Annotated in this window: 20 protein-coding genes, 1 tRNA gene and 1 pseudogene; 15 read left to right on the top strand and 7 right to left on the bottom strand. The window is 35.3% G+C overall.

The window, feature by feature from the left end; translation table 11 throughout:
• Positions 1 to 306: pseudogene (locus NK356_RS18255) on the top strand (catalase-peroxidase); the annotation flags it as partial.
• A 223-nt stretch (positions 307 to 529) separates the two neighbouring features.
• Here the strand turns inward: NK356_RS18255 and NK356_RS18250 are convergent.
• From NK356_RS18250 to NK356_RS18240, 3 genes are read right to left on the bottom strand one after another with little or no spacing between them, the layout of a single operon-like run.
• Positions 530 to 730: a hypothetical protein gene (locus NK356_RS18250; RefSeq protein WP_253317665.1), complete on the bottom strand. Its 201-nt coding sequence runs from the start codon at positions 728 to 730 to the stop codon at positions 530 to 532.
• A 9-nt stretch (positions 731 to 739) separates the two neighbouring features.
• Entirely contained in the window at positions 740 to 5,563 is a 4,824-nt protein-coding gene (locus tag NK356_RS18245; protein WP_253317664.1) for a CotH kinase family protein, read from the bottom strand.
• A gap of 1 nt (position 5,564) precedes the next feature.
• A complete protein-coding gene (locus tag NK356_RS18240) occupies positions 5,565 to 6,305 on the bottom strand; it encodes a hypothetical protein (protein ID WP_253317663.1) in 741 nt (246 codons plus the stop codon).
• A 570-nt stretch (positions 6,306 to 6,875) separates the two neighbouring features.
• Here NK356_RS18240 and NK356_RS24185 point away from each other — a divergent pair.
• Positions 6,876 to 7,229, top strand: coding sequence for a transposase (locus NK356_RS24185; protein WP_367399314.1), 354 nt, complete (start codon positions 6,876 to 6,878; stop codon positions 7,227 to 7,229).
• A gap of 108 nt (positions 7,230 to 7,337) precedes the next feature.
• On the opposite strand, the gene NK356_RS18230 is transcribed toward NK356_RS24185, so the two are convergent.
• Positions 7,338 to 7,408, bottom strand: a tRNA-Gln gene (locus tag NK356_RS18230).
• 364 nt (positions 7,409 to 7,772) lie between these two features.
• Here NK356_RS18230 and der point away from each other — a divergent pair.
• Complete coding sequence (gene der / locus NK356_RS18225) at positions 7,773 to 9,083, top strand: ribosome biogenesis GTPase Der (RefSeq protein ID WP_034696809.1); 1,311 nt, start codon at positions 7,773 to 7,775, stop codon at positions 9,081 to 9,083.
• A gap of 164 nt (positions 9,084 to 9,247) precedes the next feature.
• On the top strand, positions 9,248 to 9,898 hold the full coding sequence (gene upp / locus NK356_RS18220) for a uracil phosphoribosyltransferase (RefSeq protein ID WP_034696811.1): 651 nt from the start codon (positions 9,248 to 9,250) through the stop codon (positions 9,896 to 9,898).
• 1 nt (position 9,899) lies between these two features.
• Here the strand turns inward: upp and NK356_RS18215 are convergent, their stop codons facing one another.
• From NK356_RS18215 to NK356_RS18205, 3 genes are all read right to left on the bottom strand, one after another.
• A complete protein-coding gene (locus NK356_RS18215; protein ID WP_253317661.1) occupies positions 9,900 to 10,586 on the bottom strand; it encodes an alpha/beta fold hydrolase in 687 nt (228 codons plus the stop codon).
• A 197-nt stretch (positions 10,587 to 10,783) separates the two neighbouring features.
• Complete coding sequence (locus NK356_RS18210; protein ID WP_034696813.1) at positions 10,784 to 11,437, bottom strand: ComF family protein; 654 nt, start codon at positions 11,435 to 11,437, stop codon at positions 10,784 to 10,786.
• 348 nt (positions 11,438 to 11,785) lie between these two features.
• The gene (locus NK356_RS18205) at positions 11,786 to 13,267 is read right to left on the bottom strand and encodes a helix-turn-helix domain-containing protein (RefSeq protein ID WP_253317660.1); all 1,482 of its coding nucleotides are present in this window, start codon (positions 13,265 to 13,267) and stop codon (positions 11,786 to 11,788) included.
• Between the two features lie 126 nt (positions 13,268 to 13,393).
• Here NK356_RS18205 and aceB point away from each other — a divergent pair, with 126 nt between their 5' ends.
• From aceB to NK356_RS18150, 11 genes are all read left to right on the top strand, one after another.
• The gene (gene aceB, locus NK356_RS18200; RefSeq protein WP_253317659.1) at positions 13,394 to 14,968 is read left to right on the top strand and encodes a malate synthase A; all 1,575 of its coding nucleotides are present in this window, start codon (positions 13,394 to 13,396) and stop codon (positions 14,966 to 14,968) included.
• 122 nt (positions 14,969 to 15,090) lie between these two features.
• Entirely contained in the window at positions 15,091 to 16,374 is a 1,284-nt protein-coding gene (gene aceA, locus NK356_RS18195; protein WP_367399315.1) for an isocitrate lyase, read from the top strand.
• Positions 16,375 to 16,552: 178 nt separating this feature from the next.
• Positions 16,553 to 17,125, top strand: coding sequence for an OmpH family outer membrane protein (locus NK356_RS18190; RefSeq protein WP_034696819.1), 573 nt, complete (start codon positions 16,553 to 16,555; stop codon positions 17,123 to 17,125).
• A 129-nt stretch (positions 17,126 to 17,254) separates the two neighbouring features.
• Entirely contained in the window at positions 17,255 to 17,641 is a 387-nt protein-coding gene (locus NK356_RS18185; RefSeq protein ID WP_034696820.1) for a thioesterase family protein, read from the top strand.
• 29 nt (positions 17,642 to 17,670) lie between these two features.
• On the top strand, positions 17,671 to 18,837 hold the full coding sequence (locus tag NK356_RS18180) for a hypothetical protein (protein WP_253317658.1): 1,167 nt from the start codon (positions 17,671 to 17,673) through the stop codon (positions 18,835 to 18,837).
• A 32-nt stretch (positions 18,838 to 18,869) separates the two neighbouring features.
• Positions 18,870 to 19,262, top strand: coding sequence for a hypothetical protein (locus NK356_RS18175; protein ID WP_034696823.1), 393 nt, complete (start codon positions 18,870 to 18,872; stop codon positions 19,260 to 19,262).
• A 71-nt stretch (positions 19,263 to 19,333) separates the two neighbouring features.
• Positions 19,334 to 20,776, top strand: a complete 1,443-nt coding sequence (locus tag NK356_RS18170; protein WP_253317657.1) for a serine hydrolase — start codon at positions 19,334 to 19,336, stop codon at positions 20,774 to 20,776.
• A 73-nt stretch (positions 20,777 to 20,849) separates the two neighbouring features.
• Complete coding sequence (locus NK356_RS18165) at positions 20,850 to 21,296, top strand: 6-carboxytetrahydropterin synthase (RefSeq protein WP_034696824.1); 447 nt, start codon at positions 20,850 to 20,852, stop codon at positions 21,294 to 21,296.
• A 20-nt stretch (positions 21,297 to 21,316) separates the two neighbouring features.
• Positions 21,317 to 22,087 carry a UDP-2,3-diacylglucosamine diphosphatase gene (locus NK356_RS18160; RefSeq protein ID WP_034696825.1) on the top strand — a complete coding sequence of 257 codons (771 nt, stop codon included), beginning with the start codon at positions 21,317 to 21,319 and terminating at the stop codon, positions 22,085 to 22,087.
• A gap of 195 nt (positions 22,088 to 22,282) precedes the next feature.
• The gene (locus NK356_RS18155) at positions 22,283 to 23,275 is read left to right on the top strand and encodes an acyl transferase (protein ID WP_185103714.1); all 993 of its coding nucleotides are present in this window, start codon (positions 22,283 to 22,285) and stop codon (positions 23,273 to 23,275) included.
• Positions 23,276 to 23,505: 230 nt separating this feature from the next.
• Entirely contained in the window at positions 23,506 to 24,051 is a 546-nt protein-coding gene (locus tag NK356_RS18150) for a hypothetical protein (RefSeq protein ID WP_253317656.1), read from the top strand.
• The last annotated feature ends 168 nt before the right edge of the window (positions 24,052 to 24,219 follow it).

Raw genomic sequence — 24,219 nt, 5'->3', positions numbered from 1 at the left:
TCAAAACATGGCGTATTCACCAGCCGTCCGGGAGTTCTTACCAATGATTTCTTCGTGAATCTTCTGGATATGGGAACACAGTGGAAAGCAATGTCAGATGACAGAGAACTGTATATGGGAACAGACCGTTCAACAGGTCAGCCAAAATGGACAGCAACACGTGCGGACCTTGTTTTCGGATCTAATTCTGAATTGAGAGCTATCGCTGAAGTATACGGAAGTGCTGATGCACAAGGTAAGTTTGTGAAAGACTTTGTGGCAGCGTGGACGAAGGTGATGAATCTTGACAGGTTTGATCTGGTCTAATAAGTAAAAATGAAAATAGAGAAAGGCAGCATTTATGGCTGCCTTTTTTTATATATCACGTTCATATTTCATTTTAGAATAAAAAAAGCCACCCTTACAAAAGGATGGTTTGTTAAACATGTAAATTTTATAATTATTTATTTCTGTCCTAAGATCTTTATCATAGTGTCAGGACTAGTTATAAATTTCCGTTCGGGAAATAAATAATTGAATTTATCATATTTTAATTAATTTCTTCTGTTCGAACCTCGATATCAATTTCTTCAAAATCATCAGGACTTTCCTGAATTGGTTCTTGAAGTCTTAATCCATCAAGATAATAAGTTGTTCCCAAATAGATTTCATCGCCAAAAACAACTCCATCTATTTTTCTTTTAAAGCATTTCCCAGGATCCGCTTTAATTATATTGTCTGTCTGTGTCATATTTTATTATTATGTTATCGGATAAATTTTTGCGGCAAAATAGCTCCAGTTGGTTGCCGCTTTATAAGCAGAAACGCTTGCTGCGGGTACATGAATTTCTACTGTATCTATTATTATCCCATCAGCAACAAAGTTAGTTCCCACCAAAATAGGAGGTGTCGTTGCCAATACTTTAATTATTACTCTTGTAACGCCAAATTGGCCTGCAGCTGGGTACATAGGCATGCAGTAGTTTTCTAGGTAGTTAATTGAAGCCGGAAGAATAATAGTAACTTCATTCTCTCCCCTAAGAGGCCTTAAAGTCAAACCATACGAATCCATTCTTTCTAAGCTCGTACACCCGGATAAATCAACAAGATTGGAAACAAGCTCTTCAACAGTATAATTATTTACATTATTAGTAAGCATATTCTTGAAAATTCTCGTGATATAAGGAAGGTTATATTTCCCCGCTCTCGGATACATGAACTGAAATGAATTTGTTGTATAAATCTTAACATTCTTAAATAAATTGATATCGAAGTATTTTCCATAAAATGGAATTTCGCCAAGTTCCTCTAGCTTATCAAAATTTCCGACTACAACAGCATTATACTTAAAGTAAAATGCATTAGAACCTATCTTCTTTATATTGGGAGGAAAAATAATGCTTTCCAATTCATTTTCATATGAATTGAATGCTCTATCTCCAATTGTCTCCACATTCGTGAAAAATCTAAACTCATCAAAACTGTAAGAGAGCTTTCTCGAGGTATTAACAGATGTGTTGAAAGTGTCAGCAGGAATATTGATAACAGCTCTTGCTTCCGCAAAACTGAGTTCTCCATCACCGTTGGTATTAAAGACATCTAATAATGTAGCTTTCCTGGTCGCACTCGAAATTTGAATGAAAGTGGCAACATTTGAAAATGTAAATTTAAAGTCTGGCCAATTAGCTTCCATGAAATCTTTATCTTCTTGATATATGGTAGTAAAGTTCCAAGTTCCTTCAACTATAGAATGAGGCGTTGTGTTACCTGAATCATCAATCCCCTTAGCATTGATAATTGGGAAAAACATCTCACTCGAAGCACTACTTCCATTTAGATTATTAACTCTCACTCTGCTCAAATTTTTAAGATTTGAAACAATGTCATTAACATTAATTAAAGGGCAATCTTTGATAACAAGTGTTTTAATTGAACTTGCTGTAAAAGTTAAGTTAGAATAGGTAATAAATTTTTGATTATCTAATATTAAAGTACTTGCTGTACTTGGCAAAATTAAGGAAGTAAGCAAACCACCTTTTGGCAATAAGACCGACGATATTCCTGTTCCTGCAGCAGAAACTCTTTTAATACTTGTACAAGCAGTAAGATCTATTGACTGTTTTAGATTTGGACAATTCGTTACATCCAACTCCTCCAGAATTGTATTATTACCAATAAACAAGTTTCTCAAATTTTGATTTGAATAACCGGAAATTTGACTCCCTATTCGTAATTTTGACAAATTCGTCGCTTTTGAAACATCTAAAGTACCAAGATACTTTCCTGACAAATCTCCAAGATCTTTAATAGCAGATGCACCATAGATAATAGTTTCTGTGTCGTTAAAAGTAATAGCCGGAGCTTGAACTAAAGATGCAACATTTTTTCTAAGCCTCGCACGGTTGATATAGGAACCAAACTTAATTTTCGTATATCCGTCTTTCAGAGCCGTTAATAAAAAATTAGCATTTGGAGGAACTACAGGCGTTCCAGAAGGTGTATAAAGTCTCATCGTAATATAGTCAGAAGAGAAAGTAGAGGTGTCATACTTTCCATCCATATATCTGAATCTATTTAATAACCAATAATTCCTGTGCGATTTCCTTGAGCCTTGTGCGGTGTATAAGTAACTTCCGTTCCCGGCTATCACCAAAGGATCTATATATTTATATTTTGCATCTTCATTAAAAATACTTTCCGCCCATTTGTCAGATTCTAATGTGTTAAAATAAGTGTTGCACTTATCATAAGTCAAAATTCCTGAAGCTCTCATTTGCTGATACAAAGCCGTAATTTCAGTATCAAAAGCAACTTCAACCAATTTCCAAAGCTCTGAAAGTGCCCCATTCCAGACAAAACCACTTCCTACTTGGTCGTGAGCTTCCACCCAGTAATCATACACATTGTGGCCTTCGTTATTAAGGCCTAAAACCGTATCATTATCATAAAAAATAAGATACCAACGGTTGTTTCCTTGCGTATCCGGATACATTGCAAACATCTGATTTTTAGCGCGCTGATCGACCATTGCAAAAAACTCAGTGAATACATAATAAAACAGTAAAAACTGAATATTGAAATGATCTGGAGCCTCGGCTTTGAATTTTGCAGGATTATTTTTACAACTCACAATCCATGTATGCAAAGCTTCAAGATTCGAAGTATCTTCATTATCTTCCGGATATCTTCCCTCAAAATCATTTTTCCATAAATGCTTACCATTTCCATCTACACTTTGAAAATCTGTCGCAATAAATAATGTATTATCTGATGTATTGTTTAAAAATTCCCAGCATTCCTGACCACCTGTAAAACCTGTCGTTGCTTCATTCGACTTATCATTGTTAAAATTATATTTCCCTAAGAAAATACGCTCCGAATCTGGGGTCGCTCTGTGAAATATAAGCATTGGAAACCCGTCCATCGTAGTACGGATGTTAGGATCAATTAATTGCGGTGGAACTAAATAACCCAATTGATTTAAAGAATCTTGTGCAAGCCTCGCCAGACCAATGTTGTGAGAACCTGAAGATTCCATGAAGTCAGCTTTAAAAGTAAATGTCTTTTCCGCTAATGAATTATTACGAAGCTTGTACTTGGAAGAAACTAATTCTCCATTTTTAAAACCTCCATTAAATTTGATTTTAAAGTTTTTTCGGGGATAATATTGTGATGATGTACCCTGAACATCAACACTCGCATTTACATAAGAAAATGATTTTGTAGGATCTTGAGCATTTTCATATTCTCCAACAATTGTTTTTTTATCGCCTTTGTAAGTTGGCAAATCTCCAACAATGGTTAAACATGGAATTGATTGTAAACATTTATCGTAGGACAAATTTCCGAATGCATCGTACAATTTATTTCTCTCGTAAATGTTGACTTTTTCAACCAGGTTATCCATGTCAGCAATAAAATTCGACAACATTTGATCGGCGTTTAGATTATTATTATAAACCCGAATATTATATAGATTAATATTACAATCACTGCTTCCAATGGTAATGTTTTGAGGAGCTTGTTGTAAAAAGCTGTCTAATGAATTATACTGATATAATGAAGATATAATTCCATTGATATATACAAATACCAATCTTTGATCTGCAACCTTTGTAACGACTACACTTACACGGATCCTTTCCTCTTCTTTAAAAAATATGGACGTACTGTCCTGCTCAGAACTGAACGAAAACGAATTTGAGGTAGCAACAAATCCAACATTTCCATTTTTACAAGAAAAAATAGTACTGTCACTGTTTTTTATATCTGAAGTTGAAAATTCAAATTCTAATGTTTTACCACCTGTTTTAAAATCGTTATCAAATATTTTAAAAGGAATCTCAACTCTTGCATTTCCGCTCACTTTAAGTGCCACAGAACCCTTTGAATCTTGAATCCACCCATTGGTGCTGAAATCGAAATCAGTAAGAGTACATGACAGGTTTTTGTATTTCCACTCGTTTTTGTTAATCTCTGAATTGCTTCTGTTTCGACTGCTTAAAAATAATTCCAAGCCTAACGTTTCGGCTTCAACTTGAATATCGAAAGCAGTTACAACTACTGAAGTATTTTTCGTGACATTACCACATTTAAAAGTTACAGTGTGCGCACCTGAGTCCGTAAATGTATAGGTGAACTTCTGCAAACTTCTATTTACAAGTAATTCAGAAACCTTCACTCCATCGACCAAAATCTCAACATCGCTATAATTTGATGATGGTGAATACACCAGATATTCAATCGAAGCTGGAGCATATTGATTAGCAACAACATTATTTGCTGAAGAAACCAGAGGCGTTAAATTACCGGCAACAACACTGATAATATCTGTAAATAAGTGATTGCTTTCAATGATCTCTCCTGACAAATCAGTGGTCATATACACCTCTAAAATATGAACTCCGTGCGACTGTGCAGGAATTTCATAAAGAAGCTCTTTGTTATTTATGGAAGTAACTACTGGCGGAAGATCTGATCCATTTAATTTGAAATGAATCGTTTTCTCGACATTCCCGGTTGGAATATACCGAAAAATGATTGGTCCCGAATTAATAGTGGTCTTGTCATATGTAGTACTTAAAGCAAGTGCTATTGTTTGAATATCATATTTTAATTTCCTGTTATTTCCATAGCTATCGGTGATACTAAGTGTTATTGTATTATCTCCCGCCAAAATATATGGCGTGATATCTATATCATTGGCTCCCTGCTTAATGTTTTTATTAAATAGGATCGTGTTTCCTTTTAAAATACTTGCAGTTCCTCCGCCAGTCTCACTACCATCAACGCTGTCGATGGATGACCACGAGAAAACTATTCTAATTTCGCTTCCAAATGATTTTACGAACGATGCAGGTATTTCAGATTTTGCGCGGAAAACAATTCCATTGCCTCCTCCGGTTCCACCACCAGTTCCGTATTCACTTTCTGACTTTTCTCCTAAAGCTGAATATGCAATCTGTTTAATGATTTTTCCATCTTCATTTTTAATGAAGAACATGACGGGATAAATGAAGTTATCTGCAACTTCTTTATCTGACCTTTCATAATTTGTAAAATAAATTCTTCCTGTATATCTCATTTTAATCTTCTTGTGTTAAATCAATAAATCCATCTGTTCCACCTCCAGGCATATTAACCTCCAGAACAGACCAAACAAAACCGTCAAAGGAAATTATTCCGAAATTTTCAATCGTAACTCCTGAAGCATTTTCGTAAACTCCACTCCCTGCCCAAAACCATTTTGCTGATCCCGGCTTAACAATAATATTATCAGTAGGCCTTAAAATTCCTCCAAAGGAAGAATTTGCTCCTGAACCTTTAAGCAATTCTATCTGCTCCCTGTTTTCTTTGATGTAGTCTACGATTTTCTGAAGCTTATCAAGGTGATCATCATTCGAGGTTAGTATTTCATTGATTTTTGCAGTCAGCTCAAGCATTTCATTATCTTTTGCCTGAAGTATATTTACAATTTCCTCGATTTGCTCCTTTGTATAGACATTTCCGGTCTCTTCACCATCGTCTATAGTGGCTGATAGTTTGATCTTTAATTTTTCTTTCCATTCTTCCACATTTCTAGTAGTAAGATTGGATGCATTAAGTTTTGCGAGCACTAAATCGTGTGCGCTTTCATCTTGCAGATGATTTGTAAAAGTTGTGCTGGATACCGTTTTTTGAAAAGTTTCATTTAAACCCATTATCTCATCCATCTTGATATTTTCATCTAAATGACGGAATGAAGAAAAGGTCTGCTGAAACTGCTGTTCTGTGGGTATATCACCCTTTTCAAACCAGCTGAATATTGTTTTTAATGGTACTTTCATTATTATTGGAAATTAGTTTTTATAAAATTGATGATTTGAGGGAAAGTGTATTCCTGATAGACTTATTGTAGTTAAATAGAATTCTATTTCTTTTGAGCAATTATTGATTTCCTCCCTCTTTTATCGTGCTGTCAATTAGTGAATTATTAATAGGGTTGCAACTTAGAAAACTTATATTTTGCAATGTTTTTTTGTAATTTTATTTTAAATTAACTACATTTTTCTAAGCTGTTTTCTTGGTATATTTTTTTGCCTCCAATGATTATTTACATTCATTAGAGTGCAAATTTCATTGTTTTTTGGTCCTTATAAAAGTTTTTTGACCTCGCTATTCGGTAGTTGCAGTAACAAGTATTTTTAACCGAAATAAGACGGTGTGAATTAATAATCAATTCATCAAAATAATATTGTATATGAGTACCATAAATGGGATCAGTCTCAAAAGTTGTGGATGTAGTGTTAAGTTTTTAAATTGGGAATATGTATATTCCTGACGAGCTAGTAAAAACTCTTACTTCCGGATTTTTAGTAGAGTACTTTGATATCATATAAGCAGAAGGAGTTGATGGAGTGCTTTATATCGATTTTGAGGACAAGAATATCATTCTCCAAGAATTCACCCATCGTCCGTATCATTCTAATGGTTTTCACTCTTCGGTTCTTGTTGAAGATTTTCCTTTGGGGGGAAAACGGGTTCTGCTTCCTATCAAAAGGAGGAGATGGATTGATAAAACCACTGGAGAATCTATCTTAAGAAAAATAATAATGAATCATTATAGAGAGATCTTAGTCTTTTTTGACAAAAGAAGCACTAATGCTTCTGCTGAAACTTTTAATGCTAAAATCAAAAACTTCAGAATGCAGTATAGAGAGGTAAAGGATAGAACATTTTTCCTCTTTAGATTAACCAAACTTTTTGCTTAGCTCATAACTTTTGTGCTTGATTCCCTTTTATGACTAATTCAGTATCTACTTTTTTATTTTTCAAAAGGGAACAAAAAACAAAAACCATCCTTAAAAAAGGATGGTTTGTAGACCCACAGGGATTCGAACCCCAGATGACTGAACCAAAATCAGTAGTGTTACCGCTACACCATGGGTCTGTTTCTATGCCGCGAAATTATAGAAATTATTTTAAATATGAAAATCGAAATTAAAGATTAATTAACATAATAGGTGAGTGGATCGCTTTATGTATTGATATCCAAATAATTATTTTTCAATAAAAATTTAAAAAAAATCTGCTTCTCCTGGAAAATAGGAGAATTATAGATACCATCTGTTTAATTTTAATGAGAGTGATTATTATGAATTCTCCCATGGATAATAATATCCAGCCTCCTTCTCCCAGCCTTAATCTGTTAAATAATAAAACCCTATCTTTGCAAAAAATTGGGCTCCAAAAGTTGGAGTAACCCATTAATAACATATCCTTGAGCAAAGTAAAAGGATTATTAAACATTTTTTATGTCAAATATTGTCGCAATCGTTGGACGTCCCAACGTAGGAAAATCTACGCTTTTTAATCGTTTATTAGAAAGAAGAGAAGCAATTGTAGATTCTACAGCTGGTGTTACCAGAGACCGTCACTATGGAAAATCAGACTGGAACGGAGTAGACTTTACGGTAATTGATACCGGAGGTTATGATGTAGGTACAGATGATATCTTCGAAGAGGAAATCCGTAAACAGGTACAATTAGCGGTTGATGAAGCCACTTCTATTATCTTTATGATGAATGTAGAAGAAGGACTTACTGACACAGACTACGAAATCTACAGACTTCTTAGAAGATCCAACAAACCAATTTATATCGTTATCAATAAAGTAGATTCTGCAAAGGAAGAACTTCCAGCAACAGAATTCTATCAGTTAGGAATTGATAAATATTACACGCTTTCTTCTGCTACAGGTTCAGGAACAGGAGACTTGTTAGATGATATCGTTAAAGATTTCCCTACTACAGAATATAAAGATCCATTTGAAGGATTACCTAAAATCACGATTGCAGGTCGTCCAAACGTAGGAAAGTCTACGATGACAAACGCTTTATTGGATGTTGAAAGAAATATCGTAACCGATATTGCAGGAACTACCAGAGACAGTATCCAGACTTTATATAACAAATTCGGACACGAGTTTGTATTGGTAGATACCGCAGGGATGAGAAGAAAGTCTAAGGTAAACGAAGATCTTGAATTTTACTCCGTAATGAGATCTATCCGTTCTATTGAGTATTCTGACGTCGTGATCATCATGGTGGATGCTACACAGGGATGGGAATCTCAGGATATGAATATCTTCGGATTGGCTCAGAAAAACAGAAAAGGAATTGTAATCCTTGTGAATAAGTGGGATTTGATTGAGGATAAGGAGACCAATACGATGCGTGATTTCGAAAAATCAATCAAAGATAAAATTGGTCAGTTCCAGGATATTCCAATCCTATTCGTTTCAGCTTTAACGAAGCAAAGAATCTTAAAAGCTGTAGAAGTAGCCATGGAGGTTTATGAAGACCGTAAGAAGAAAATTAAAACTTCAAAACTGAATGAAGTAATGCTTCCGATCTTCGAACAGACACCACCACCGGCATTGAAAGGGAAATACATTAAAATCAAATATTGTGTACAGCTTCCTACGCCTTCGCCACAGTTTGTATTCTTCTGTAACCTTCCACAATATGTGAAAGAACCATATAAGAGATTTACTGAAAACCAGTTGAGAAAACAATTCGGGTTTACCGGAGTTCCGATTGAAGTTTATTTCAGACAAAAATAATAAGAACAATTGTTCATCAAAAAAACTCCGGCAAGCTTTGCTTGCCGGAGTTTTTTATATCTTCAGAGCAGACTTTCTCCTTAAGCCCAATCTTTCAATTCGTTTTTTAGTTGTAATTTTGCAGCAATTAATATCAATTAACTGAAATTAAAAATAAAATTTTCATGCTTACTATTTTATCGCAACACTTTTCTCTGGTCAACGAATGGATTAACGAACTTAGAAACGTTACTATCCAGCATGACCGAATGAGATTCAGAAGGAATATGGAAAGAATCGGGGAGATTGCCGCTTTTGAAATCAGTAAAGGACTGGAGTACAGAGAAGTTGAAATTCAAACTCCTTTAGATACAATAAAAAGCAGAGAAATTGCTGTGCAGCCGGTTATTACAACCATTTTAAGAGCCGGAGTTCCTTTGTTTGAAGGAATTCTGAACTATTTAGACCGAGCGGACTGCGGTTTTGTAGCAGCTTACAGAAAACACGATGCCAACGATTATTTCTCAATTAAACAGGATTATCTTACCTGCCCAAGCATTGAAGGAAGACCTTTGATCGTAGCAGACCCCATGTTGGCAACAGGTGCTTCTTTAATTGAAGCGATCAAAGATTTGCTAACCAATGGAAATCCAACCCAGCTTCATATCGTAGCAGCCATTGCTTCAAAACAAGGTGTTGAAACGATCCAGAATGCTTATCCTGAAGCTCACATCTGGGTAGGAGCTATCGATGAACATTTAACTTCAAAAGGATATATCACTCCTGGATTGGGTGATGCCGGAGATTTGAGCTACGGAGAAAAACTTCAGAGATAATTTAAGAAAGATTCCAGAAATCTTTTATTAAGTTCAATAATAAATCAGGTCGTACTTTATCCATAGGATGCTTTGTATCCGGAAGTACGGCCAATTTTGCGTTTGGAAGGCTTCTGTAAACTCTCATACTCTCTTCAATAGTGACCATATTATCTTTATCTCCCACCATAATTTGAGTTGGAGTAGTAATTGTGGCAAAATTATTTTCCAGAGGAGGATTTTTACCTAAATCAATCATTAAATCAGCAATAGCCGGAAGAAGTTGTTTCCATTTTGTTCCGTGCTGTGATTCTAAAAGTTGGGCATACTGCGGAATTTTTTCAAGAATAACATCCGGATTAAGCATCTTACTTTCTTTTAAAGCCTGCTCCTCAGTCCAGTCGAACTTTGTTCCCAATGTTATAATAGAATTTACACGGTCAGGATTTCTCATTGCATAACAAAGCGCAACATAACCACCCATACTATGCCCGAAAATTGATACTTCTGTCAAATTGTTCACCTTACAATATTCAGATAATTCCTGAGTATATTTTTCAATAGTAATACCGTCTGCAGGAAGTTCCTGATCTCCATGTCCTGAAAATAAAGGGGTATGTACCGTGAAATATTGAGATAAAGAATTCAGATAAGGTTTAAAAATGTCGTTGTGACCTAAAGCTCCGTGCAGTAAAAGCAGATTTGGCATAGTTGTTTTAGTTTCCGGAAAATTAGGAAAAAGAATTGAATCATGAAAATAGATTAAGTGAGTGTTTGAGAGAGTTTAGATGCATTTAGGTTTGGAAATATTTTTGAATATGATCCGTGCCCAAAATCCCGCACCTCGTATCTCAAAACTCGTATCCCGTATCTCACCATCCCGAAACTCGTACCTCGCACCCCATATCAAATATCCACAGCCATCACCAATACACTCACTCTATTGTCACCGGCATTCAAAATCTCCCATGCAACCGATGAAACAGTATTTCCTGTAGTAAAAACATCATCGATCAGGAGGATGTGCTTCCCGGTAATAGGTTGGGTGATGGAGAACATATTCGTAGACTCCAATCTATGTTTCTTGTCTTTTAAAGCCTGAGCTTTTGAATAGTAATTTCGTTTAATTAATTGATGATCGAAAGGAATGTTATAAAATGAAGATAAAGTTTCTGTGAATACATGAAGTTGATTATATCCGCGCTCTTTGAGTTTCCTTGGATGAAGAGGGACATTTATTAGTAAATCAGGTTTTTTATTATTGAAATTAAGGCGTTCTGTAGTCCAGTTGGCAAGAATCTTTCCTGTTTTTTCCCTGCTTCTGTATTTCAGTTCGTGGATAATCTGCCGGCTTAAACTTTCCTCTTCAAACTGAATTAAAGAAAACGCATTTTCAACCGGAAAAAATAAACTGCATTTTTCCTTGACTGGATTATTCTCAAAATAATCATAGTGTGTAAAATGAATCTGATGAAAACAAAGGTCACAGACCAAAAGTTCAGAATCTATGATTCTGTTGCAATGAATGCAACGGTTGGGAAACAATAAGTCTAATATCATAGTGTGTTTTTACTAAGATATAAAATAATCGTCAATTTTTGCGCTGCAAAGTCAATAGTGAATTGTTATTAATGCTAACGTTCACAAAGATTTGTCAGTTTATCTCATATATCATTCACAAGGAAATTTCATTGAGCAGAGGAAGGATTTTTTCGTTGCTGAGTGAAACGCCATAGCGATCGGAAAAGTTATAAATAGTATAGAAAAACTTTGTGAACTCTGCGTTTAGAAAAATAAGTTATCCGTAAATTTCAGCAGCAAACCGATTATTCACAAACCCGAATCTCGCATCCCGAACCTCGCATAAAAATTCACAAGCGAAGCGTATTGACAATTCACCATTCACTTTTAAATATCTTCAAACGTCTTCCTAATCTTCTCTACAGCATTCTTCATACTCAGATTAAAATGTTCCTTTTCCAGTCTCACGGGTGGCGCCTGTCTTACTTCACAATCTGCAATACTACAGGATTCGCAGGTAACTCCTACATTGATGGTTTTTAAAGAAGGAGATTTGATAAACCCTATTTTTTTTATCGTTTGAGAATTCAGTAAAATCCCCAGACAATAACTTCTGTTACTTCCATCCGAAAAAGGATTTTTTTGTGAAGTAGAAATCACAAGATAGCTTATTCCCTGATCTTTATAATGAGAAATCTGAGCATCCGTTAGAGTTTCATTCTCTTTTAAATCACCAAGATTTTTCACTGCAATCCATCTTCTGCAATAATGTTCATTGGTAGCATTGGCGTGAGGAGCCTGTTGATGGTTCAGATGAAGCTCCTTTAAAATCTGAATTTTATCCGAATTTTTCTTTTTTACCAAACATAAATAAAAAAGGTCCTTGATTCCCATCTCAGCTGAAAGAATGTTCGTAAGTCGATAATAGAAGGTTTCCGGAGATCGGGTAAAGCTATTAATCAGACTTTCAAAATTTTTAGGTTCCCATTTATTTTGCTGGAAAAATTCTGAAGCCTTTTCAATAACAGGTTCTTTTGAAATAAGTAAAGCTCCTGCGAAATAAGACGCATAAAAATTATTCAGTATTTCTTCAAAACTTCCGAAATCCAGCCATGAATACGTGTTAGGACGATTTTTTAATTCCAAAACATTGAAGCCGATTTCCTTTGCCAGGATGAACGTTTTCTGATCCTTTTCCAGTTTTTGATTCAGAAGTAAAAGCTTTTTTTCAGGAATAAAAAGAGAACGTAGGTTATCCAGCGTTCCATATTTCTCAAAATTTTCAGACCGAATGGTATAGCTGAACTTTTCTTCAAGAATTTTCTCCAGAACATCAGACTTTAAGTTTTTTCCTATCTGTAATTGATTTTCTTCAGTAAACAGCTCTACTTTTCCCTCAATTTCCGGGAAATAATTATCATACAATTCCTGGAATGACCTCAATACGGCAAAATAAAATCTTTCCTTTCCAAGGTTATAATTCTGCGAAATTTCAATCAGTGCATTGATGAAAGCAGTCACTTTTTTGGGCGCATCACTTATGATGCTGATAAGGTTGTTCTTATTGATGCCAAACAACTCCAAAGGAACTTCTTTGAAGAAATCAGACTGAAGAATTTCGTTGAAAGGAGCCAGACTTTTATCCAGCTTGGTAGAAACCAGATCATCGAAAGTACAACTTAGTGCTTCAGAAAGCTGAATGATTTTATCGTGCTTGGGATATTTTTTTCCGTTCTCAATTTCGTTGAGGTAAGATTTTGATAATCCTGTTTTTACAGCAAGGTCTTGCAGAGACCAGTTTTTCTTTTGTCTCTGCTGTTTCAGTTTTAGCCCGAAAACTGTTTTGATAAAGTCGCTTTCTGAATTCATTACTCAAATATAAATAATTAGATGCGATTATTCGCATAATAAATTTTAAATAAATTTAGCGAACGTTCGCTGTTTGTGAAAATTTTTATTTATGTTTGTAACATCAAATCACAAAATCAATAAGTTATGGAAACCAAGACTCAGTTAGAAATAAAGTCACAGAAGCAGTTTGAGGAAATATTTACTCCTGATTTGGCAGATTTTCTGATTTCGCTTCATCAGAACTTTAATCATAAAAGACTTGAACTTTTAGAAGAAAGAAAAAATACACAGCATAATTTTGACAGAGGAAATCTTCCTGAGTTCTTAAAAGAAACAGCTGAGATCCGAAACGGCCATTGGGTATGTGCTCCGCTTCCTGAAGATATGTTGGACAGGAGAGTAGAAATTACCGGACCTGTTGACCGCAAGATGATTATCAATGCCCTTAATTCCGGAGCCTTTACGTTTATGGCGGATTTTGAAGACAGCAGTTCGCCGGTTTGGGAAAACTGTATCCAGGGACAGATTAATCTTTCTGATGCTATTAACCGAACCATTGATTTTGTTAATGAAAAAGGGAAAGCCTATACCCTTAATGAAAAAACGGCAGTATTGCAGGTTCGTCCACGTGGTCTTCATCTTCCGGAGAAACATATTGAAATCAATGGAGAGAAAGCTTCAGGTTCACTGACGGATTTTGGAATCTATTTTTTCAGAAATGCAAAACAGCTTTTGGAAAACGGAAGTGGCCCTTATTTTTACCTTCCGAAATTGGAACACTATAAAGAAGCCCGATGGTGGAATGAAGTTTTTGTTTTTGCACAAAACTATCTTGGAATTCCGGAGGGAACTATTAAAGCCACTGTTTTAATAGAAACCATTACTGCTTCATTTCAGATTGATGAAATTTTATTTGAATTAAAAGAACACAGCGCAGGATTGAATTGCGGAAGATGGGATTATATTTTCTCCTACATTAAAAAATTCAGAAACCTTCCTGAATTTATTGTTCCGGACAGAGATCAGGTGACGATGACCTCTCCTTTTATGAGTGCCTATTCAAAAAGAGTGATTGAAACATGTCATAAAAGAAATGTACATGCGATCGGTGGAATGGCAGCCCAAATTCCTGTAAAAGATGATGACGAAGCCAATAGAAAGGCTTTTGAAAAAGTAAGAAATGACAAAGAAAGGGAAGTGAAAAATGGTCATGACGGAACTTGGGTGGCACATCCGGCATTGGTAGCGGTGGCAAAAGAAATTTTTGATGAGTATATGCCAACCAAAAACCAGATCGATAAAAAATTTGAATATCATATAACAGAAAGCCAGCTGCTGGAAATTCCTAAAGGAGATATTACTGAAAAAGGAGTCCGAAAAAATATCAATGTAGGAATTCTTTATCTGGAAAGCTGGCTGATGGGAACTGGTGCTGCCGCCATTTATAACCTGATGGAAGATGCAGCTACTGCTGAGATTTCAAGGACACAAATCTGGCAATGGCTGAAAAACGAAGCTGTTCTGAGTGACGACAGAATATTAACCCGAAGCATGGTATTGCAATGGGAAAAAGAAGAAATGGATCATATTGAAAAATATGTAGGAGAAACCCGTTTTCAAAACGGAAAATTCAATCTTGCCAAAGAACTTTTCAATGAATTGATTTTCTGTGAAAAGTTTGAAGAATTTCTAACCCTTAAAGCATACCCTTTTATCTAGTTTGAGAGTGTGAGTGTTCGAAAGTTTGAGAATCATACTTTCACCCCGAACCCCGAACCCCGAATCCCGTATCTCGAATTCCGTATCTCGAAACCCAAAATCTAATCAAACAAAATCCAAATATTATGAAAACAAGACAAGAACAAATCCAGGCTCTAGAGCAAGATTGGCTGACAAATCCACGTTGGAACGGTGTAAAAAGACCTTATACAGCAGCAGAAGTTCTGAAACTTCGCGGTTCTTATACCATAGATTACACCATTGCTACAGAAATGTCCAAAAAATTCTGGGATAAATTAAATACTCAGGATTATGTGGCAGGACTTGGTGCATTAACGGGTAATCAGGCAGTGCAGGAAGTGGATGCCGGACTGGAAGCAATATATCTTTCAGGATGGCAGGTGGCCGCAGATGCCAATCTATCAGGGGAAATGTATCCTGATCAGTCATTGTATCCAGCCAATTCAGTGCCTTCTGTGGTAAAGAAAATTAATAATGCCTTATTGAGGGCAGATCAGGTGCAATCTGTAAGCGGAACAGGAAATAAAGAATATCTTGTGCCTATCATTGCAGATGCTGAAGCTGGTTTTGGAGGTAACTTGAATGCTTTTGAACTGATGAAACAGATGATCGAAGCGGGAGCTGCTGGTGTACATTTTGAAGATCAGCTTTCTTCTGCCAAGAAATGTGGACACTTGGGTGGAAAAGTATTAGTACCTACGCAGGAAGCAATCAATAAACTGATTGCAGCACGTCTGGCAGCTGATGTACTTGGAGTTCCTAGTCTTATTATTGCCAGAACGGATGCCGATGCAGCAGATTTACTGACTTCTGATATTGATGACAGAGATAAAAAATTCGTTACAGGAGAAAGAACTTCTGAAGGATTTTATGTAGTAAAAAATGGGGTAGAACAAGGTATCGACAGAGGTTTGTCTTATGCTCCTTATGCAGACTTGATCTGGATGGAGACTTCTAATCCTGATCTGGAGCAGGCAAGAAGATTTGCAGAAGGAATTCATGCGAAATTCCCTGGGAAAATGCTTGCTTATAACTGTTCACCTTCATTCAACTGGGCTGCAAGACTGAGTGTAGAAGAAATGTCTACTTTCCGTGAAGAGCTGGCTAAAATGGGATACAAATTCCAGTTTATTACCCTTGCAGGATTCCATGCTTTGAACACAGCTATGTTTGAATTGGCATTAGCTTATAAAGAAAGAGGAATGGCAGGATATTCAGAACTTCAGGAGCGTGAGTTTGCATTACAGCAAAAAGGATTCAGAGCAGTGAAGCATCAGTCATTTGTAGGAACAGGATATTTTGATGAAGTACAGAATATTGTTACCAACGGCTCTTCTGCTACCGTGGCAATGAAAGATTCTACAGAAACCGCACAATTCCATTAGTCATTTTTCCATATTTTATTGATGTTAAACCTTCTCTGTGATGAGGAGGTTTTTCTGTATTTAAGGCAATTGATCGCTATTTTTAATTTCATTCGGTAAGTGAAATAATTATTGAAAAATACCAGGTAATAAATAATGAAAATTTGAATTATATTTGAGGACGAAAAAAATATTAAAAATGAATTTAATCAAAGTACTTTTTATTACATTAGGATTAACACTTACTGCAAATGCTGCGAAAGCCCAACAGAAGATTGGAAGCGTGAATACTGATGATATTTTTGCAAGCTTACCGGAAGCAAAAACTATAGGTACCACTATTGATAATCTAACTAAAACCAAGCAGACGGAAATTGAAAAACTGATTACTGAATATCAGAATAAACTGAAAGCTGCAAAAGATAAAGAAAAAACCCTGAGTGAAGCTAATAAAGAAGCAGTGACCAAGGAACTGATTGCTGCACAAACAGAATTGCAGGGTATTGGTAAGAAGATAGAAGAAGCGAGAGCGCAGGCAGGTAAAGATATTGCTGCTAAACAAAGCGAATTGCTTACTCCGCTGCAACAAAAAGTAAGGACTGCTATTTCTGCCGCGGCGAAAGAAAGAGGCTTGAATTATATTTTTGATACTGCATCTCAGGAATCTAATAATCTTGTTTACAACGATGGAAGTGAGGACATCACTGCGCTTGTGAAAAGCAAACTGGGAGCTACAGCAGCTCCTGCTAAACCGGCAGGGAAATCTAAATAAGAATTTCAATATACTGAATAAAAAAACGGAATCAGAACTTATGATTCCGTTTTTTTATACATAAAAGTGTGGGGTTGAATGGAGAAAGTTTTGTTTTAAAATGATACATTTGAGTAAACTTTCAGCAGAATGAATTTAATGTATGAAAAACAGATCAAAGTAACAGAAGATCATATTGATCAGAACAATCATGTAAATAATGTGCAGTATGTGCACTGGGTGGAAGAAGTAGCAGCGGAACACTGGGATCTTCTGAAACAGCAAACAGAATATGTAAACGATGCCTGGATGCTTCTGGATCATCATATCCGATATAAAAAACAGGTTTATCTGGGGGATATCATTACCGTAAGAACCTATCCTCTGACTCCCGAAGGAGCCAAACAGCCAAGAAAAGTTGAATTCTATTGTAATGATGAACTTGTGGTAGACTCAAGTACACTTTGGATTCTGTTTGATCCTGAAACCAAAAAAATAAAACGTCTGGAAAACGACTGGCTGGAGAAGTTTTTTTAGCTAGAACCCTAATCAAAAACTAAATACACATGAAATTCTCTTATTCACTGGCTTTACTCTTGTTAAGCATAATAGGCTATGGCCAGGAAAATTCTTACTGGTTTACGGATGATATCAAAAAGAAGGTATCAGACTCTACCCAAGGTCAATCCTGGAAAAGCCAGATGGCAGCCACATACTACTCAATAAGCGGACAATATAAACCGGCATTGGAAAGTTGGGATGAGACTTTTGGACGTGTAAAAAAGTTGAGTACTGCAGATAGTTTGAAATTCATAAAATTACAGCCTGTCAATGCAAAAGAGTATATCTTAGAAAGAGCGGCCAGTGAACAGATTATTATCATTAATGAAGCTCATCATAATGCCAGTCATAGAAATTTTGCCTCTTCCTTACTTCAGGGATTATATGATAAAGGCTACAGATATTTGGGACTCGAAACTTTAGCAAGTGATTCTTTAAATACCACAAAATTTGCTGCTCTCAGTAGCGGATATTACTCCAAAGAACCGGAATTCGGAAATTTTATCTACAATGCTTTGAAAATTGGGTTTACGCTTTTTCCTTACGAAGCGGAAGGAAATAACAAAGAAAGAGAAATTGGAGAAGCAAAAAATATCTTCGATTTTATGCAGAAAAATAAGGAGGGAAAATATCTCATTTATTGTGGTTATCAGCACGCTTATGAAGGTGTTCATAAATCCTGGGAGAAAACAATGGCAGGAAGACTTTCAGACTTAACAGGTGTGAATCCTTTTACCATTGATCAGACCCAGTTTTCAGAAAAAAGTAACCTGAAGTATAATGAACCACTTTTAAGATTGACAAATAATACGGTTCCTGTTGTTTTAAAAGATGAAAATCAGGGAATATACAATGGTGAAGACAAAGATTTGTATACTGATATTAAAATCATTCATCCCGTTACAAAATATATTAAAGGCAGACCCAATTGGATGTTGAACAAAAACAGAAAGTTTTATAAGGTTCCGGCTTCTAAAGTTTCAATATATCCGGCCATGGTTTTAGCATACAGAAAAGGAGAATTTGAAAAACAAGGAATTCCTGCTGATATCATTGAGCTCAAAACTTCTAAAGACAGCCGTTTTTTAATACTGGATAAAGGAGACTATGAAATTGTTATCAAAGACAAAGAATATAAAGTCATTAACAGATTTGAAAAAACAGTGAAATAATGTTTGAAATAGTTTGGTAGAAAAACGAGGTAATGAAAAGTAAGTTAAGAAAAATAACCGTTAATGCTATAGGATACTTGTATTCAGTTTCCAATCAATATCATTCTGAAACTAAAACTAATACTTTGACTTTAAAAGTATTTTTAAACGGACAAAAGCAAACCCCTTTAATCATCAAATTTATTACTGTAGATGATTATGTGCTGGGACAACCTTTAAAATCAGGTGTGAAGCTAGTGAATAAAATCACTGGTTCAGAAGATGAGGTAAATCTCAATAAGCCACAATACATCAAACAGATTATTGTATTGGGATTAAAAAAAGGATGGTCGGGTTTCAATTCAATGGAAATACAAAACGGACTTGATTATTTGAGTGAATTAGGCTTTCAAACTGATCAATTACAGTCAGAACATAACGAATAATTTTTTCCATTAATGTAATACAATTAGACCCACAGCTGTTTTTACTAAGGAAACATCAAACAAACATCTCCATGAAATCATCTATTTTAACAATATTATTTTCAGGCTTTTTCTTTACAGCTTATGGTCAGACTGCAGAACAATCGAAAGCGATAGACAGTTATATAAAGACAGTTATTCAAATCAATGAAATACCAGGAATGGCCGTAGGAATTGTTACCAACAATAAAGTGACTTTTCAGAAATATTATGGAACAGAAACCTTGGAAAGTGATAAAAAAGTAGACTCCAATTCCATGTTCAGGGTGTATTCTACTACAAAACTGATGTCAAACGTGGGGCTTTTTCAGCTTGTGGAGCAAGGAAAACTTTCTGTGGAAGATAAAATTTCAAAATATGTTGACAATATACCGGAAGAATGGCAAAATGTTAAGGTAAAAAATCTTCTCTCCCATTCTTCAGGACTTCCGGACTGGATTAACTTCAGTGATATTCCGTCGGATGCTACTAATGCTGAGGTTATTCATTGCCTGTCCAAAGAGAAAATGGAATTTGAAACCGGAAGTGATTACAGGTACAATCAGACCAACTACATGCTGATCACCATGATTATTGAAAAAATAACAGGAGCGAAATTTGAAGATTATATCCTGAAAAATCAGTTTTCAGATTCAAAAAATAAGGTAGTATTTTCATCCAATTCCATTGAAAAAATTCCTAACAGGATTGTAAAGTATATCTACAACAAGAATACACATCAATATGAAAAATCCACATTTGTAGAAGGAAGAAGAGCGCATTCAGCGAATGGTGTAGCGATTACATTACCCGCTTTTTTACAGTGGAGCATTCATTTGAGTAAAAATGATTTTCTGAAACCTGCCACACAAGCGTTGATGTGGAAACCATTTGAATACAAAAATAAAGAGATCACCTTTACTCATGGTTGGGATATGGATACATTTAATACGATAAACTCCTATAATTTTTCAGGGGGAAATGTAAGTGCTTACAGAATTTTTCCGGATCAGAATATGGCTATTATAGTGATGTACAACGGATATAAAGAATTTCCGGTTTTTTATCCTATGATCAATCAGGTTGCTGGCATGATGGATAAACGAATGCTGAACCCATACATGGTGGCAGAAGAGTACACAAAGTCTGAACCTTTTGTTCATCCCAATCTTAAAAAAGAAAACTATGGCTACCGAACAGAAAAGGATAATATTATTTTCTCATACCAATTTCCTGAAGGGCAAAGCGTAGAGTACATCAGAAATATTTCAGTTACTGGCTCTTTTAATAACTGGAATCCTGATGATAAGCTGTATTATATGAACCTGAAAAAGAATAATACTTTTGAATTGAAACTACCAAAATCTCATTTCGAAAAAGGAAAAACTTACCAGTTTAAATTTGTTATGAATAAAAACGGCTGGCTTTCTGTGCCTTACCATGCAATCAATGTAGATGGAACCAAGGATCATAATCTGACTTTCAAAATTGATTAAAAAGAATATTTTAAAATCGCTGTAATAGAAACAGTCTTTTCTGTATTAAGCTGTTTTATCCTATCTTTGTACTATGATACGTATTACAAAAATTTTTACATTCGAAACGGCTCACGTGCTTTACAACTACGATGGGAAGTGTAAAAATATGCATGGACATTCCTATAAACTGTTTGTAACAGTGAAGGGAAAACCGATTAATGATATTGAAAATCCTAAAAATGGAATGGTGGTAGATTTCGGAGATATCAAAAGTATCGTAAAATCTGAGATCGTAGACGTATGGGATCATGCGGTTCTTGTCAATGCGCTGTCTCCACACAAAGAATTGGGAGATGACCTTGAGCAGAAAGGACATAAAGTAATCTATTGCAGTTTCCAGCCGACTTGTGAGAACATGTTGTATGCTATTGCTGCTAAAGTAAAATCAAGACTTCCCGAAGGAATTTCTTTAGCTTATCTTAAACTTCACGAGACAGAAAACTCTTATGGAGAATGGTTTGCAGAAGATAATCAATAATTTTTCACAAAATTCAGAAGGTGTTAAAAACAACAATTAATTTAGAACCTGGAAAAAAAGTATACTTTGCTTCAGATCAGCATTTTGGTGCTCCTACACCCAAGGAAAGCAAGGTGCGTGAAGAGAGATTTATACGCTGGATGGATGAGATCAAAGAAGATGCTCAGGTTTTGTTTTTAATGGGCGATCTTTTTGATTTCTGGCATGAATGGAAGCATGTTATTCCCAAAGGATACGTTCGTGTGCTTGGGAAAATTGCAGAACTTAAAGACAGAGGAATCCATATTTATTTCTTTGTCGGAAATCATGATCTCTGGATGAAAGATTATCTGGAAGAAGAAATCGGATGTACTGTATTCTATCAGAAACAATATTTTGAAATGGGAGGGAAGCAGTTTCTGCTGGCTCATGGAGATGGCTTGGGACCTGGAGACAAAGGATACAAAAGAATGAAGAAACTATTCACCAATCCGGTAGCACAATGGTTCTTCAAATGGCTTCATCCCGATATTGCGATGAAAATTGCATTATACCTTTCCCAAAAAAATAAAATGATCTCCGGAGAAGAAGACAAAGCGTTCCTGGGAGAAGATAAAGAGTTTCTGATTATTTATTCCAAAGAAAAACTGAAAACTCAGAAGATTGATTATTTCATCTATGGGCACAGACACCTGCCAATGGTGCTGGATTTGGAACAAAATGCAAAATATATCAACCTTGGAGACTGGATTTCCTATTTCACTTACGGGGTTTTTGAAAAAGATTTTGAACTCAAGACTTTTGAAAAATAAAGCAAAAAAAATTACCCCTAAAAAGAGGTAACTTTCGAACGGGTGGAAAAACCCACTCTTGTTTTTAATCCATATTCCAAGTAACTCATTGCAATAAGTCTACCAAAATAGGTTTTATGCATTAAAAAATTATTAAATAACAATATTTTATCTCTGTAATTGCCTTGTAGTAAGGAATTAAGAAATTCAAAAATTATGGAATTGAAAAATATATTCAACATACAGACTGAACAGGATTTTCTGAATGCATCATTGAAAACATTTCGTTATCAATATGAAAATGTTGAAATATACCGGAAATTCGTTGATTTTCTGAAAGTTAATCCCGATGATGTCGACAGTCTGGTGAAAATTCCGTTTCTTCCTATTGAAATGTTTAAAAATCATCAGATCCTGGATAAAAATGTGTCTGCTGATCTTTTCTTTCAAAGCTCAGGAACAACCCAGATGAATCTTTCCAAACATTTTATTGCAGATCCGGAGCTTTATGAAGAGAGTATTTATAAAAGTTTTGAGCAATTTATCGGAAAGCCGGAAGATTTTATTTTTCTGGGACTGCTTCCAAGTTATCTTGAGAAACAAAACTCATCACTGATCTATATGGTAGATTATCTGATGAAGAAATCTGCCAAGCCGGAAAACGGATATTTTCTTTATAATCATGCTGAACTTTTTGAGCTATTAAATACATTGCAGGATAAGAAAGTTATTCTTTTCGGAGTTTCCTTTGCCTTATTAGACTTTCTTGATTACTGCGATGCTGAGCAAAGCGAAGAATCCCTGAACTTCCCTGATGATCTCATGGTAATTGAAACCGGTGGGATGAAAGGAAGAAAGGAAGAAATGACAAAGGATGAATTGTTGAAAATCTTGCAGGAAGGTCTTAAAACAAACAAAATATACTCAGAATATTCCATGACAGAACTGCTTTCTCAGGCTTATTCTCTTGGAAATAATGAATACGAATGCCCAAACTGGATGAGAATCATGGTTCGGAATGCAGAAGATCCTTTGGCTTACGAAAAAGAAGGCCGAACAGGAGCTATTAATATTATTGACCTTGCCAATACGCATTCCTGCTCATTTATTGCAACCCAGGACTTAGGGAAAATAGTTGGTGATAAATTTCAGGTATTGGGAAGAATAGATCATTCAGATATCAGAGGATGCAGCCTGCTGGTAAGCTAGAAAATCAACTTCAGAAGGTAATTGTGAATCGTCAATTCGCTTCGCTTGTGAATTTTTATTAATAAGTAATAATTGAATATAATTTACAACTTTTGCTGAGTGAAACGCCTTTGCAAACATTTAACAGCAGTAAATAAATATTTTGTGAACATTGCGTTTATAATATTGACTATTAAGAGAGCGCATTATCATTAATACTTTTTACATTGTACATTTTACAGTTATAACCAATGCTCAAAATAGAAGAACTCATACACGCCTACATCCATTCCCACTGCGATTTTGAAAAAGAGATTGTACTGACTAACTATTTTCAGGCAGATTGGGAAGCGGATATATTAATCATAGACTCAGAAGGCGGAAGTCATGAAATTGAAATCAAATTTTCAAAAAGTGATTTTAAAAATGATTTCAAAAAATCTTACCTGAACAAAGATACCGGAGAAAAACTTCTGAAACATGATAAAATTTCCTGTGGAGATTATGTATGCAATTCCTTTAGTTTTTTACTCCCGATGGGAATGGTAGATGCAGCTCTTATCCCTGAACATTGTGGAATTATTGAGTTTTATCATAATGCAGATACCTGGGAAACCGAATTCTATCTGATTCGCCAACCTAAAAAACTTCATGAAGATTCTTACTGGAAATTGAATGACAAAGATCTTTTTATCAGAAAAATGGCGCTTAATCTTCTTCAGCGCAAAATGGAAATTAAAGGAAAACATGAAGAGCTCATCTTTAAAAATCCTTTTGAAATCAAAAAACTGAAATAAAATTAAGGAGGTTTCTTATTCTAACGCAAAGACTCATTTTCTATATTTAAAATTTAAGAAAGCAAAAAAGGAATCAATTTCATTGATTTTTATTAAGCGATCGTAAAACCTATCACTTCATCAACGACGTAGTCGTAACCACTTTGCTCCCTTAAATAAAATTCATCT

Origin of the sequence: Chryseobacterium sp. S0630 (assembly GCF_024158915.1) — a bacterium.
Taxonomy (GTDB): Bacteria; Bacteroidota; Bacteroidia; order Flavobacteriales; family Weeksellaceae; genus Chryseobacterium.
Note: the sequence above shows the minus strand (reverse complement) of the source record. Positions and strands in the feature narration are given on the sequence as shown.

What these genes read in the sequence shown, in the direction of transcription:
- NK356_RS18250 (WP_253317665.1), bottom strand. Translation starts at nt 730, where the DNA reads ATGACACAGACAGACAATATAATTAAAGCGGATCCTGGGAAATGCTTT.
- NK356_RS18245 (WP_253317664.1), bottom strand. Translation starts at nt 5,563, where the DNA reads ATGAGATATACAGGAAGAATTTATTTTACAAATTATGAAAGGTCAGAT.
- NK356_RS18240 (WP_253317663.1), bottom strand. Translation starts at nt 6,305, where the DNA reads ATGAAAGTACCATTAAAAACAATATTCAGCTGGTTTGAAAAGGGTGAT.
- der (WP_034696809.1), top strand. Translation starts at nt 7,773, where the DNA reads ATGTCAAATATTGTCGCAATCGTTGGACGTCCCAACGTAGGAAAATCT.
- upp (WP_034696811.1), top strand. Translation starts at nt 9,248, where the DNA reads ATGCTTACTATTTTATCGCAACACTTTTCTCTGGTCAACGAATGGATT.
- NK356_RS18215 (WP_253317661.1), bottom strand. Translation starts at nt 10,586, where the DNA reads ATGCCAAATCTGCTTTTACTGCACGGAGCTTTAGGTCACAACGACATT.
- NK356_RS18210 (WP_034696813.1), bottom strand. Translation starts at nt 11,437, where the DNA reads ATGATATTAGACTTATTGTTTCCCAACCGTTGCATTCATTGCAACAGA.
- NK356_RS18205 (WP_253317660.1), bottom strand. Translation starts at nt 13,267, where the DNA reads ATGAATTCAGAAAGCGACTTTATCAAAACAGTTTTCGGGCTAAAACTG.
- aceB (WP_253317659.1), top strand. Translation starts at nt 13,394, where the DNA reads ATGGAAACCAAGACTCAGTTAGAAATAAAGTCACAGAAGCAGTTTGAG.
- NK356_RS18190 (WP_034696819.1), top strand. Translation starts at nt 16,553, where the DNA reads ATGAATTTAATCAAAGTACTTTTTATTACATTAGGATTAACACTTACT.
- NK356_RS18185 (WP_034696820.1), top strand. Translation starts at nt 17,255, where the DNA reads ATGAATTTAATGTATGAAAAACAGATCAAAGTAACAGAAGATCATATT.
- NK356_RS18180 (WP_253317658.1), top strand. Translation starts at nt 17,671, where the DNA reads ATGAAATTCTCTTATTCACTGGCTTTACTCTTGTTAAGCATAATAGGC.
- NK356_RS18175 (WP_034696823.1), top strand. Translation starts at nt 18,870, where the DNA reads ATGAAAAGTAAGTTAAGAAAAATAACCGTTAATGCTATAGGATACTTG.
- NK356_RS18170 (WP_253317657.1), top strand. Translation starts at nt 19,334, where the DNA reads ATGAAATCATCTATTTTAACAATATTATTTTCAGGCTTTTTCTTTACA.
- NK356_RS18165 (WP_034696824.1), top strand. Translation starts at nt 20,850, where the DNA reads ATGATACGTATTACAAAAATTTTTACATTCGAAACGGCTCACGTGCTT.
- NK356_RS18155 (WP_185103714.1), top strand. Translation starts at nt 22,283, where the DNA reads ATGGAATTGAAAAATATATTCAACATACAGACTGAACAGGATTTTCTG.
- NK356_RS18150 (WP_253317656.1), top strand. Translation starts at nt 23,506, where the DNA reads ATGCTCAAAATAGAAGAACTCATACACGCCTACATCCATTCCCACTGC.